We start from the raw sequence: 13622 nt of genomic DNA, 5'->3' as shown, positions 1-13622 counted from the left end.
TTATATGAATTGAATGCCCATCAAGGCCACAGCCACATTGGGCGAAGCGTTAGATAGGCGTATTTCCAAACGGTTGGTGGTGATGCCTTGCCCCTCGAACGCCACATCTATCATGGCCTGATAGTTATTGGTAATGGTGACATGCGTGTTGGGCGAAGCAATAATCTCGATGCCGTCTACACATTGAGGCATGCGGTTGTCGGCGTGTCCCCATTGAACGGTTTCCATCGGATGGTCGTAATCCACGTCGGTAAACAGCTTAATGCCCTTTATCTGCCGTTCGTTTTCCCACGTAAAGGTTAGCGTGGGCTGCTTGTCGTGCAATGCGGCAACCCATGCGTTGGGCTTGTTTACGGGCCGATAGGGTGGTGCAAGCAGGTTTTCGGGAGCGAAACAACGCAAACCGGGCGTTATTTTCATGGCGATGTTGTAGGCCTTTTCGCGCCTTTCGGGGCACCAGAACTCAAAACGCTCTACGCCGATGTGGGCAGGCGGTTCTTGTTTGCCCCAGTTGGACACGGCTGGAAGGCACTTGTTGAAGGTTGCCATTACGCCGCTAACGATGCTGTTGCATGCTTGCAGTGCCACGTGTTCGTTCTTCATGAAGCATACAAAGGCGTAGCAGTCTGAGGGGATGCGGCATTTAAAGGCTAATGTAACCTCTTGTTCGCCCGCATGCAATGGCAGCTCAACGGTTTCTAACGTTTGGTCGGGGGTGTGATTAAAGGGCTTGCTGCTGATGCGTAACTCCACTTGCAGGCTTGTTTCTTGGCCAGCTCGAAGCCAAAGGCTGATGTTGGGCATTGCGCCTTTGCTTATCGGGAGCATCTGTGCTGCCGAATGCACCAGCGTTTTCCACTCGCCACTGGGCGGCAGTTGGTCTAAAACCAATGTAGACGATGCTTTGATGGTGGCTGTTTGCAGGGCGTTGTTGGATATCTGCACATCGGTTTGCGGCAGGTAAACGCCATTGCGCGTGAGCAAGGTTTGCAATTTGGCCATGTGTTGCTCGTCCATCAGTTGGTCTGGCGTGCAATTGTGGTGTATGCAATATGCCGCGGCTGTTCCCACTGCTTCGCCACCAGCGGCACAAGTGGCCATCACTCGCGTTGAGGCAAAGGCCACATGGGTGGCGCTAATGATGCGCCCAGCCAGAAAAAGGTTGTCTAAATGCGGCGTGATGTAGCAGCGGTAGGGAATGGGGTAGATGCCTTTGGCATGCCATTGTGTACAGGCTTTCTTCTCTTTGCTAAACACACCGTCGGCCGGATGCAGGTCGAGCGACCATCCGCCAAAGGCAACCGCATCGGGCTGCATGCGCTGTTCGATGATGTCTTGTTGGGTAAGCATGTAATACCCCACGAACCTTCTGCTCTCTCGTTTGCCAGGAATGGCACCTGCCCACTCTAAGGTGAGGTTGCGCGACTCGGGATAACGGCCGGAGTTTTTGATGTAGTTCCAGATGCCGTACACCACACTGAGCAGCCGATATTTCACCTCTTCGGTATCTTTAATGGTGTCTAGTCGGCCTCCGTATTCAATCCACCAGTATTTGCAGCCTGCTTCTTTGGTAGAGAAATACTCGGGATTGTGTATCTTGTTGATGCTACTTTCCACGTCGTTGATGCTAAGTGCAAAATGTGGGGGCACATATTGCACGGGCTTTCCTGCATCTTTGATGTAGAAGAAGATGGTGTGCCCCAGCTTTTCGCCGTATGTTTCTTTGTTGGGGGCGAACTTTTCGCCAAACTCTTCGGCGTCTTCCGCCCCTTGTCGGTAGTGTGCTCCGGCCATGTAGGCCAACAGTCCGTCGCCCGTTGCATCACAAAACAGCTTTGCGTTAAAGACATAGCGAGTTTCGTTCTGTGGGTTATAAGCCGTTACACTGGCAATATTGCGCGAACCTTTTTTCTCAATGTCGTAGACCACGGTGTTGAGAAACAACGATATGTTCTTTTCGGCGAGCACCTTGTCTAGTAATACGGTGTCGAAGATAACGGGGTTTCCTTCCTTGTTGCGGTAGGTGTTTTCAACAAGTAATTCGTTTAGCAGGCCGCCTTCTCTTGCCCAGCGGTTGTTGTTGCCCATGTGTGATGTTGCGCCCAGCACCCATAGTCGCACTTCGCTCGATGCGTTTCCGCCCAGCACGGGTCGGTCTTGCACCAGCGCAACGCGAAGTCCTTGTCGGGCGGCAGCTATGGCAGCGCATACGCCAGCCATGCCTCCGCCTGCCACAAGCAGGTCGGTGTCGATGTGTTGAATGCGTTGTGTGCGCTTATTGTTTTCAAATAGTTCTTCAATCATTGCTAGTTCTTGTTTTCATTGTTTCTTTTTATGCTCCATGTTAAGGCCACTCCAATGAGCATAAAGCAAGCCCCAGTGCCTGTAACCAGCATGGTATGTCCCTCGGAGAGCAGGCCTAGTAGGGCGATGGCAAGGCCGATGAAGAATATTCCCAGGCTTATGATGCGCTTGCTGTATGTGTTTTCGCTTTTGGCTTCGGCTTGTGCTTGTGCCGTTAGGGTGTTGCGCTTGGCGTTGTTGGCTTGTTCCCATGCGGCATATTCGGCGTAGCGGTTACTGGTTTTACCGGTCAGTATAAAATAAATCTCGAAGGCTGCGAGCATGATGATGGGCAAGGCGCAGCCGAAAACCATCTCGCCTGTGCGACTAAATGTAAAGCCCGTTAGTGCTGGCATCGCGAACTTGAACAGCGCATTAACCACCAATGTGGTGATGGTGGTGGCCAATATCGTTGTGCCTGTTTGCCGGCGAGAGAATAATGTCCATATAACGGGCAGGTAAAGTGGAACGCCCGTGAGGGCTGCAAGGCTGATAACCACGTTGACAACGCCGCCCATGTGCTGTATAAGCAGGGCTATGAGTATGCTTATAACGCCAAAGGCCACGGTGGAAAGGCGCGCCACAAGTATAAGACGCCGCTGCGAGCTGTGCGGATAGAGGCGTTTATAAAGGTCGTTGGTTACTACGCCCGATGCAATGTTGAGTTTGGAGTTCATCGCACTGGTGGTGGCGAATATCATTCCGCCTATCATCAGCCCTAATATACCCTTTGGCAAAACTTCTTTGCACATCATAAGATAAGCGCCTTCGCTCTCCATCACGCCCAAAGAGGGATTAAGCAGGTAGTAAACCATTGGTGGGAGCATCCACAATATGGGGCTAACAAAGTATAAAGCAGCGAAAAACCAACCCACACGCTTGGCATCGGTGGTGGTGCGAACGCAAGTGAAGCGTTGCACATAGGCCCAGTTTCCACCAAGGAAGATGGCGTTGTAAAGTCCGAATGCGAGGATAAAAAGTAGTGGATACTCGTTAGCGGTGAGCTGGAAGTACCTATCGGGCAGTTGCGAGAGGAGTGCGTGTAGGCCGTCAACGCGTTCGAGCGACAGCGGAACCACAATAATGATGGCTGCCATAAGGATGATGAACTGCAACACATCGGTGGAAACAACGGCCCAAAGTCCGCCTGCCGACACGTAGAGTATGCAGAATGCACCCAAGAGAATGATGCAGAGGTTGAGGTCGAGGCCAGTAGAAACCTCCACAATCTTGGCTACGGGATAGAGAAAAGACGCCGTAAGGAAGAGCGAGATGAAGAGAAACAGAAAGGTATAGGTTTTCTGAACATGTACGCCTAGACGTTTGTCGATGTATTCGGCCACGGTGAGCGACCCTGTTCGGTGCCACCGGGGGGCAATACATGTGCCCACGAGCAGTCCTGCCAAGGCCATTGTCCATTGTATGCTTATCGCAACCCAGCCATGTAGGTAGGCAACAGAGCCCCAAACGACAAAAGTGCCAGCCGAGAAAAAGCTCATGAAGAGCGACAGACCACTGGTTTGCCAAGGAACGGCACCGCCTGCGGCAAAGAAAGAGGTCATGTTCTTGCCTTGTTTGGCAAAGGCCATGCCTGCCGAAAGTACGCCGATGGTGAGCAAAGCCACCATAATGAAGTCGAGTAGGCTCATGATTGTTAGGGTTTGTTGTTGCTATTATGCCTAATACGAAATGTTTAACGGGACAAAGATACGGCGAAAAAATAGCTGGAAAAACGAAAAAATAGAATATTTACGTAAACGTTTGCAGTGGTGAAAAAGTGGAACGGTGAAAGGTGGCTGCGTGTGGCTAGTATGTCTAGAAACCTTAAAATGTCTAGAAACCCTAGAATACTTAGTAATCCTAGTAGACTTAGCAATCCTAGTACACCTACCAATCCTAGAAATGTTAGTCAATTAGCGTTTAGGTGTTTTGTGTGTGTTATTGTCGTTTGCTTTTGTAAATTGCGTGCTCTGCCGAATTTTTATTTGTGCGAGGGGTGTAAGGCAGCACTGCCTGAAACCCTTTATCCCTTCTTAGTGGGCAAAGTAGACCCCCTAACATTTAGTTTTCCATCTAGCACAATGGTCTCGATGGGTGTTGTGGCATCTGTCATTTGTCTGAGCAGGCGATGTGCTGCCACTCTACCCATCTCGAAGGTGGGTTGCGATACACTGGTAAGTTCCATAATACGGCCAATGGGCGACTCGGAAAAACCAGCTACTGCTATATCTTGCGGAACGCGTAGCCCCCATTTGCGCAATTCGAGCATACAGCCCACGGCAATAGGGTCGTTAACGGTGAAGATGGCATCGGGGCGTTCTTTAAGGCTAAGCAGATAGTCTATGCCCACTTTGGCGCGATCTTGCTGCACGCCAACGTGCATGATGTATTTTTCTTTGATGGGAATGCCGTGCTGCGCAAGGGCATCGAGATAACCTTGCAATCGTTCTTTGGTAATGGAAAGATGTTCGTTGCCCGCCAAGTGGGCGATGTTGCGGTAGCCGCAACGCACCAAATGGTCGACAACCTTAAATGCCCATTTACGGTCGTCGATAACCACTTGTGTGGCGTGGAGCTCAGGAAGCACACGATTGACAAACACAACTGGTGTTCCTTCGCCAATAATTCGGTTGTAGAGGTCTGTGTTTTGGGCATCTTTGGTAACTGAAACGATGAGCCCTTCCACCATACTAGATTCTAACATCTCGATGTTACGCCGTTCGAGTGTGGCCGATTCGTTTGACTGGCAAATCAACACCTGATAACCTTCGGCATTCAACACCTCTTGAATGCCGATGATAATCTCGGGGAAAAAGAATGTTGTAAACTCTGGTACCACCACGCCAACCATGTTGTTTCGGCGTTTCAACAAGTTTCGCGCATGGATGTTTGGCTTGTAACTCAATTCGCGAGCCTTACTTAATACACGCATGCGGGTTTCTTCGCTTACCTCGTGACTGTTGTTTAGCGAACGCGAAACGGTAGCAAAAGATAGCCCCAAGGCCTTGGCAATGTCTTTAATAGTGGTTTTTGGCGATGTCATTCCTGATACTTCTATATAGTAGTGCTATTGTGTAGCTAGTTTGTAATGGGCAGGACGAACTGGTTAGCCTGCTTGTGCAAAGGTAGCGGATATTTTTGAAGCGCGGTTAGTTTTGTGGTAAAAAGTGTTATTCGCTTATCAATGGCCGAAACACGCTTTTAATCTTTTAAAGTGTGAAATTCTTCTGCTATTCATAATGGTATGTTTATTGTCATTATTGTGTTTAAATTTTTCTGTATTAGATGGTTTTATGTCAGAATGTTTTGTTGTAAAGAATAATATTTGACTATTTTCTCGATAGATGAAAAAAACGTCTTCGTTTGTTTGTCTCGTGCTGATATTTTGCTTATATTTGCGAAAACAACACTCACGCAGCAGCGCCAACATAGTCTTGCAGCTGCATAAAATGCAATGTTTAACCTAATCGATAAAAGTATGACTGAGAAGAAAACAAAAAAATCGCTTTATCAACAATATGCACAAGCGCGTAAAATAAATATAATTGTGGTGTTATCGATTGTGGTTTTGCTGCTTTGTTGCTATTTGGCTTATGGTTTTGGTCGCAACTGTGCCACGCAAGAAAACCAAAATAACCATCCAACAGAGGCCACTAGATAGGTAGATTTATTCTATAGCTTAATCGCTTTTCCTCCTTATGTAGAATAGTTGCATTGTTCTGTATTTCTTATTTTCTATATCTAAACGGGCAATGTTATTCTAAATTACATAAATTTGTATCAGAATGTTTGTGTAGCAGCTGAATATTTCGTATATTAGCAACGTAAAAAGAAACTCGTTTGTGATGGGCAAGGGCAACAACACGCTTATTGGTGAGCTGCTCTTCACTCTCAAATGCTATGTCTTTGATGTAAAATTAAGGAGTAGCTTTACGTACGATGGTATGGCCGTTGTGCGTGTAGGGCTTGCTATAAGTGATTAAGTGCAGACCCTTGTTAAAGAGGTGGCAAGGCCACGCTTGGAAATGGCCCTGTTGGTAGCCCATAACATGCGGCTGATGACAATTGCTGCTAACCTTCAGTATCGACTAACAGTGAGGCGTTGCGCGCACGGCGCGCCTAAAAACTCTAACTGCTCGCAAGGCAGTTATAAAAATGTGCGCAGTGTGGCAGCCACGTTAGAAAAGGGCCTGATGGCTTTCCTGCGGGGCAGTGGCACGTGTTGTTGGCACTTTTTACGGTGAACGCCACACGTGTTTGAATGTGCCAGGCTGTTCATCTGCTATCTCTCTCTATTGTTAATTAGCCCCGAAGGTTGCGTAAGCGGCTTTCGGGGCACATTTTTTAGGCAGTGGCAGTGGTAGTTGGGCGCGTTTGCAGCATAAAATTTAGAGTGTGTACCAGCCAACACATGCAAACCGCGCACTTGTAGAAGTGTGTTTGCAGCATAGAAGCAAGGGTTTGCTTACTATAAAACATAAAAACGCCACCCTAGCACAAGGCAAGGGGGCGTTTTTTATTTCTCTCTTCTTTGGTAGAAGTGCTTACTGGATAGATTCCGTCAGTTCTGCGCCAGCCTTAAATTTGGCAACTTTCTTTGCAGCGATGGTAATCTTCTCTTTGGTAGCAGGGTTAACGCCAACATGAGCAGGACGCTCGTTAACGCTGAACGTACCAAAGCCAACCAATTGAACCTTGTCGCCCTTTACAAGAGCTTCCTTAATAGCTGCAACTGTTGCGTCAAGCGCTTTCTTCGAGTCAGCTTTGCTCAAGCCTGAGCCTGCTGCAATCTTGTCAATCAATTCTGTTTTGTTCATATAACTTTGAATTATAAAATGTGATAAATGTTATTGTGCTACGCTGAATTGAGGGCAAATATAGACGTTTAGTTTTGAAAATCAAACAAAAAAGAAAAAAAAGTGAAGTTTTTTTTGAAAAATTGTCGTTCCGTAGGTCTTTTTATGCGCATTGACAGATATTTTTAGTACTTTTGCCCTTGTTATAACATTTAAAACAAACAGCATAGTTAATGGGCAACATACCAACAATAACGAAAAATCTGCTAATCATCAATGTACTAGCTTTTGCTGCCACATTGGTGTTGCAAGGCAGTATGGGCATTGACCTCAACAATATTTTCGGGCTTCACTTTTTCAGAGCGTCCGATTTTAGGGTTTACCAACTCGTAACCTACATGTTTATGCATGGCGGCTTTGCTCACTTGTTTTTCAATATGTTCGCGTTGTGGATGTTTGGTGTTGTGGTTGAGGGCGTGTGGGGCCCACGTAAATTCCTCTTTTATTATATTGCCTGTGGTATTGGCGCAGGATTGATGCAAGAAATGGCGCAGTTTGTTGAGATTTACTTGCAACTCAACTCGCAGTCGCCACTAGGCATCGGCGAAGCCTTTGTGGTGATGGGTCAATTGGCGCAACAACTCAACGGACTAACCACTGTGGGGGCCTCTGGAGCTATTTATGCCATCCTTTTGGCCTTCGGAATGATTTTTCCCGAGAACAAAATATTTATCTTCCCCATTCCTATTCCCATCAAAGCCAAATGGTTTGTGATGGGTTATGCCGCATTAGAGCTGTTTCAGGCTATGACTGGCTCGGGCGGAAACGTGGCGCACCTGGCACACTTGGGCGGAATGATATTTGGTTTCTTCATGATTCGCTATTGGCAGCGCCATCCTTCGCACGACTTCTCGCAGCGAAGAGGGCCTAATGCCTTCGAAAAAATGAAAAACTTTTACGAGCGACACAGCACAAACGAACCCGAACAACCACAACAAAAGCAACAAACAAGAACCGAAAGCGACTGGGATTATAATGCACGACGTAAGGCCGAACAAGACGAAGTGGACCGCATACTAGACAAGATACGCAAAAGCGGATACGATAGTCTGTCGCGCGAAGAGAAACAACGCTTATTCGACCAAAGCAAAAGACAATAGGCGGGCTGAAAATGCAAACAAATATTAAGAAATGGTTTGTGCAGCTTGCCAGTGGAGCGAATGTGGCGACTATCGTTGTGATGCTTCTGGTGGGATATAGCGACAGAGTGAACCCTGTCGGGCATCCTTTTGTGGCCACTCTTGGGCTAACCTTTCCCGTTTTTATGGCCATCAACTTAGCCTTCATGGTGTTTTGGGCATTCTTTAAGCTGCGAAGAGTAATCATTCCATTCATAGGTTTCGTGCTATGTTATGGGCCAATGCGAGCCTTCATACCTCTAAATATATCGCATTCGGCATCCGATAGTTGTCTTAAAGTGCTATCTTACAACACGTATATGTGGGGTGGCAACGAAGCAACCGAACCCCAACGCTGGCAAATGCTCGAATATGTGAAAGAAAAAGATGCCGATATATTGTGCTTACAAGAGGCAAATTTCGGCGGAAAATTTCAGGCCACCATCGACTCTTTGCTCAATAGCATCTATCCTTATCATGTAATGAAGGAGAAAACCACGATATACGACCGCCTGGCGATATATAGCAAATATCCCATTGTGCGCTCGCAACGCGTGAGATACCCACAAAGCGACGACTTTAGTCTGGCTTGTTGGGTGGCCTTGCCTGATGATACCGTGCTGATTGTAAACAATCACTTTGTAACAACGGGCTTAACCGACGCTCAACGAAAAGATTTTAAGAGTATGCTGAAAGGCAATTTGCAAACCAAAGAAATGCCGAGTTTGGGTAAAAGTTTGGTACATAAGTTGGGCGAATTTGCACAATTACGCGCTCCGCAGGTGGAAGCCGTGGCCCAATTTGTGCATCAACACAAGGGAGAAAGCATGATATTGTGTGGCGATTTCAACGATAGCCCCATCTCATATGCCCGATACCGTATGGCCAAAGAGCTGAACGACTGCTACATAGCCAGCGGAAACGGCCCCGGAATATCCTACCATCGCAATGGTTTTTATGTGCGTATAGACAATATTATGTGCAGCGACCATTGGCAACCAATTAAGTGTGTGGTAGAGAATAAAGTGAAAATATCCGACCACTATCCAATCTTTTGCACCCTACAAAAACTTCACAAATAGGCAAAAAATGATAATATACAGAGACAACTGTTTACTAATCTAAGAAAAATAAGTAACTTTGCACGGCTGTATGGTCACAGAAAAACAATAAAACAAAAATAAAGTAAAATGCAAAACAAAGGTATCGTAATTGTAACTGCCGTCTTGTTGACGCTTGCAAGTATCTTCTACCTGTCTTTCTCGGTGGCAACCCGTTACTACGACGGGAAAGCAGCCGAGTTAAAAGACCCAATTGCCCAACAAGATTACAAGGACTCTGTGAAGTATCTTGGCGTCTACAGCTACCAAAAGTGTTTGGAAACACAAATCGGACTGGGCTTGGACCTCAAGGGAGGTATGAACGTTATTCTTGAAATAAGCGTTCCCGATGTTATCGTGACACTCGCAGACCACAAGACCGACGCGGCTTTTATCAAGTCGTTAGAACAAGCTAAAGCGGAAGAAGAAACTAGCCAAAGTGACTTTATTTCGCTTTTCATTAAGTATTACAAGCAAAACGCACCGGGCCATAAGCTCGCCGAACTCTTTGCAACCCAACAATTGCAAGGCAAAGTGTCGCCTCAAAGCAGCGACGCCGAAGTGGAAAAGGTGCTAAGAGCTGAAGTACAGGCTGCTATTGACAACTCGTTCAACGTTGTTCGTACACGTATCGACAAGTTTGGCGTGGTGCAACCCAACATTCAAAAGCTGGAAGGACAGGAAGGACGCATCATGGTTGAAATGCCTGGTGTGAGAGAACCCGAACGTGTTCGTAAACTATTGCAAGGTTCGGCCAACCTAGAATTCTGGGAAACCTTTAACGCTCCTGAGATTGTTCCTTACCTTACACAACTTGACGCGCGCCTAGCTAACGACAATAGTGGTGCCGACACCGCTGCTGTTGATACCACCAACGCTAAGGCTCAAGCCGAAAAAGAAGTGGTTAAGGCTAGAAACGAAGCACCCAAGTTTAAACTGAACGAGGGCGACAACAAGAAACCCGAGCTGAAAAATACTACCGACGACGCTAAAATGGCTGCTGCTATTAAAGCGCACCCACTGCTTTCGCGCCTTCAAACGGTTGGTGGCAACTCGCTAAGTATTGTGGGATATGCCAGCGTTCGCGATACTGCTGCCATCAATAAGCTTATCTATGGTGAAGTGGCCAAGCAAGTGCTGCCCGCAGACCTTAAGCTATTGTGGAGCGCTAAACCATCCGACCAGGTGAATGTGAAGAACATTTACGAACTCCATGCCTTGAAAGTGACCAACAGCAACGGGCGTGCACCCCTCGAAGGTGACGTGGTGACCGATGCTAACGACGAATTCGACCACACTAGTGGTGCTCCTGTGGTGAACATGCGTATGAACTCAGACGGCGCACGCCGTTGGGCACAACTCACAAAGGCCAACGTTGGTAAGGCTATTGCCATCGTTTTGGATAATGTTGTGTATAGCGCACCTCGCGTTAACGGACAAATCGACGGCGGTTCGTCGCTCATTAGCGGTAACTTCACTATCGAAGAAACTAAAGACCTTGCTAACACATTGAAGAGTGGACGTATGCCTGCACCTGCTCGCATCGTTCAGGAAGAAGTGGTTGGACCTACTTTGGGTGCACAATCCATCCAACAAGGTATACAATCGTTTGCTATCGCCTTTGTGTTGCTGATGGCTTACATGATATTGATGTATGGCTTTACCCCTGGTATGATGGCCAACCTCGCTCTTATCGTCAACCTATTCTTTACCTTGGGTATACTCACGTCTTTCCAAGCAGCGCTAACGCTGTCGGGTATTGCGGGTATGGTGCTCTCGTTGGGAACTGCGGTAGACGCCAATGTGCTTATCTACGAACGTACTAAAGAAGAACTAGCAGCAGGCAAGGGCATTAAACAGGCACTGAAAGAGGGTTATGGCAACGCATTCTCGGCCATCTTCGACTCTAACCTTACCTCAATCATCACGGGTATCATCCTTTATTCGTTCGGTACAGGTCCCATCCGAGGCTTCGCAACAACGCTTATCATCGGTATCGTTTGTTCGTTCTTCACCGCTGTGTTCCTCACTCGTTTGGTTTACGAATATCAGTTGAACAAGGACCGTTGGATGAAACTCACCTTCACCACAGGCTTCTCGAAGAACTTCATGCAGAATGTTCACTTCCCCTTCATGAGTGTTTACAAAAAAGTATTTGTGCTTGTGGCTGTGATGCTGGTTGTGTTCATCGGTAGTTTTGTAACTCGTGGACTGAGCCGAAGCATTGATTTCACTGGTGGACGTAACTATGTGGTGACTTTCGAAAAGCAAGTACAACCCGAACAGGTGCGTGCCGTGTTGTCGGATGCATTCCCTGGATACACCTCTAGCGCGCTTGCACTGGGTACCGACCATAAAACCATCCGCGTTTCAACCAACTATAAAATTCAAAGCAACAGCCCAACTGTTGACGATGAGGCTGAAACAAAACTATATAATGCCTTGAAGAAGGCAGGATTGGTGTCGCAAAAGAATGTAGAAGCCTTTAAAAACCCCGACATCCGACAGGGTGGTTCTATCATCAGCAGCACCAAGGTGGGTCCGTCGGTGGCTAAAGACATTACTTATGGCGCTATCATCAGCGTGCTCTTGGCCATCTTCGCCATCTTTATTTACATCCTCATTCGTTTCCGTAACGTAGCCTTCTCGGTTGGTTCTACTGTGGCCTTGGCCATCGATACCACGTTCGTTATCGGTCTTTATTCATTGTTGTGGGGTTTCATGCCTTTCTCTTTGGAAATCGACCAAACGTTTATTGGTGCCATCTTGACGGTTATCGGTTACTCTATCAACGATAAAGTGGTGGTGTTCGACCGTATTCGCGAGAACATGAAGTTGCATCCCAAACAAGATTTCCGCAGCTTGTTCAACGATAGTATCAACCAAACGTTGGCTCGTACCATCAACACGTCGTTCTCAACGTTGCTCGTGTTGCTCTGTATCTTGTTCTTGGGTGGCGAAAGCATCCAAAGTTTCGCCTTCGCAATGAGCCTTGGCGTTATCTTCGGCACACTATCGTCTATCTTCATTGCTGCCCCCATCGCCTTCCTCACCTTGGGTAGAACCCAAAAAGGTCGTGCACTGGAAGCTGCAACGGTATAACACTGTGCGCTAAGGCGCAAGCTAATGCGTGCCCCACACCTATTATATATAAGGTGTGGGGCACGTTTTGTTTGTGAGATTGGGGCGAAAATGGTGTTTGTTTTGTTTTTTCTGTTATGTCAATATTTCTTTTTGACACACGTTCTTTTGATTTCGTTTTTTTGTTTATCTTTGCAAAGGCAAGCAATCTATCGCCTTTAACAACTAAAGTTGGTGCTTACAGCCAGCCATCATGCTGTTTCTCCAAACGAGTAAGCGACTTTGTAAGTTCCAAACATGTTTGCTTAGAAGTACAAGTCTAGCCCTTTCGTGCCTTTCGTGAGATGAATGCCCCAGAGAAAAGGCCCAATGATGCTCGCCAAGACAAAGAAAAGCGTAGACGAAACAAAATATTAACTAACAAGACAACATGATGGAAAGAGAATTAAACCCCAATCGGGCATTAGAGCGTTTTATAAGAAACATGTTATCCAAAGTTGGCCATAGACCGTTTGTCAAAATAGGGCTAATATGTTTTGCGTTAGAGGTGATTTATTATTTTGGAAAGACGATGGGAGAAGTCTTTTACTATCTCTCTCATTGATGCCATCCCGCTCGTATTAAGGCCAACAGAAATACTACTATCTTAACCTTTCATCATTATGTTCTATTATGCCTTCGCAGTTTCTACCCAATAGGGTATATCAATTTATTTTGATGCTATTGATGTCGATGCCCCTTGGTGGCGTTGTGATGTTTGTTCTTGGCGATTATCGTGATACCATGTGGGGCAAAACCTTACTTTTTGTGGTGCTAGGTGTTGTCTTTGTGGGACTGGTTTATTGGCTAAACAAACGCAATGGCGTAGAACTATCAGGATATTACACGTGCGATTTGCGCTACTTAGGGATATTCAGTAAATATCTAACTAATTGTTTGTCAGTGTAATATATTATTTGTACCTTTACATAAAAACCCCCGAACGACCCATCACGGGCAGAATCGGGGGAAAATTATAAAATTATCTGCTGTGAAGTTACGAAAAATTTCTGACATAACACCAACTTTACCCTTTACAGAGTTCGATTTTTTACAACATTATCGCGATAGCTTTGCAAAAAGCG

At 46.6% G+C, this 13622-nt stretch carries 8 protein-coding genes; 4 read left to right on the top strand and 4 right to left on the bottom strand.

Annotated features, from left to right (window positions below; genetic code table 11):
• The 4 genes from QME03_RS00040 to QME03_RS00025 form a co-directional block, all read right to left on the bottom strand.
• Positions 1-2304 (bottom strand): FAD-dependent oxidoreductase, encoded by a 2304-nt coding sequence (locus QME03_RS00040; protein ID WP_281723038.1) that lies wholly within the window; start codon positions 2302-2304, stop codon positions 1-3.
• Between the two features lie 2 nt (positions 2305-2306).
• Positions 2307-3992 (bottom strand): sodium:solute symporter family protein, encoded by a 1686-nt coding sequence (locus tag QME03_RS00035; protein WP_281723037.1) that lies wholly within the window; start codon positions 3990-3992, stop codon positions 2307-2309.
• 374 nt (positions 3993-4366) lie between these two features.
• A complete protein-coding gene (locus QME03_RS00030) occupies positions 4367-5386 on the bottom strand; it encodes a LacI family DNA-binding transcriptional regulator (protein WP_025815799.1) in 1020 nt (339 codons plus the stop codon).
• Positions 5387-6887: 1501 nt separating this feature from the next.
• Positions 6888-7160, bottom strand: coding sequence for an HU family DNA-binding protein (locus QME03_RS00025; RefSeq protein ID WP_025817001.1), 273 nt, complete (start codon positions 7158-7160; stop codon positions 6888-6890).
• 212 nt (positions 7161-7372) lie between these two features.
• On the opposite strand from QME03_RS00025, the gene QME03_RS00020 reads away from it, so the two are divergent.
• The 4 genes from QME03_RS00020 to QME03_RS00005 all read left to right on the top strand — a co-directional run bounded on the left by QME03_RS00020 (position 7373) and on the right by QME03_RS00005 (position 13446).
• Positions 7373-8299, top strand: coding sequence for a rhomboid family intramembrane serine protease (locus tag QME03_RS00020; protein WP_281723036.1), 927 nt, complete (start codon positions 7373-7375; stop codon positions 8297-8299).
• An 11-nt stretch (positions 8300-8310) separates the two neighbouring features.
• A complete protein-coding gene (locus QME03_RS00015) occupies positions 8311-9399 on the top strand; it encodes an endonuclease/exonuclease/phosphatase family protein (protein ID WP_281723035.1) in 1089 nt (362 codons plus the stop codon).
• 108 nt (positions 9400-9507) lie between these two features.
• The gene (secDF, locus tag QME03_RS00010; RefSeq protein WP_281723034.1) at positions 9508-12519 is read left to right on the top strand and encodes a protein translocase subunit SecDF; all 3012 of its coding nucleotides are present in this window, start codon (positions 9508-9510) and stop codon (positions 12517-12519) included.
• A gap of 651 nt (positions 12520-13170) precedes the next feature.
• On the top strand, positions 13171-13446 hold the full coding sequence (locus QME03_RS00005; protein ID WP_281723033.1) for a hypothetical protein: 276 nt from the start codon (positions 13171-13173) through the stop codon (positions 13444-13446).
• The last annotated feature ends 176 nt before the right edge of the window (positions 13447-13622 follow it).

Origin of the sequence: Hoylesella shahii (assembly GCF_937990675.1) — a bacterium.
In the GTDB taxonomy this organism is placed as follows: domain Bacteria; phylum Bacteroidota; class Bacteroidia; order Bacteroidales; family Bacteroidaceae; genus Prevotella; species Prevotella shahii.
The sequence above is the reverse complement of the archived record's forward strand: the minus strand, read 5'-3'. Positions and strand labels throughout refer to the sequence as shown.

Excerpts from the sequence above, each read along its gene's own strand:
- QME03_RS00040 (WP_281723038.1), bottom strand. The coding sequence starts at position 2,304 with ATGATTGAAGAACTATTTGAAAACAATAAGCGCACACAACGCATTCAA.
- QME03_RS00035 (WP_281723037.1), bottom strand. The coding sequence starts at position 3,992 with ATGAGCCTACTCGACTTCATTATGGTGGCTTTGCTCACCATCGGCGTA.
- QME03_RS00030 (WP_025815799.1), bottom strand. The coding sequence starts at position 5,386 with ATGACATCGCCAAAAACCACTATTAAAGACATTGCCAAGGCCTTGGGG.
- QME03_RS00025 (WP_025817001.1), bottom strand. The coding sequence starts at position 7,160 with ATGAACAAAACAGAATTGATTGACAAGATTGCAGCAGGCTCAGGCTTG.
- QME03_RS00020 (WP_281723036.1), top strand. The coding sequence starts at position 7,373 with ATGGGCAACATACCAACAATAACGAAAAATCTGCTAATCATCAATGTA.
- QME03_RS00015 (WP_281723035.1), top strand. The coding sequence starts at position 8,311 with ATGCAAACAAATATTAAGAAATGGTTTGTGCAGCTTGCCAGTGGAGCG.
- secDF (WP_281723034.1), top strand. The coding sequence starts at position 9,508 with ATGCAAAACAAAGGTATCGTAATTGTAACTGCCGTCTTGTTGACGCTT.
- QME03_RS00005 (WP_281723033.1), top strand. The coding sequence starts at position 13,171 with ATGCCTTCGCAGTTTCTACCCAATAGGGTATATCAATTTATTTTGATG.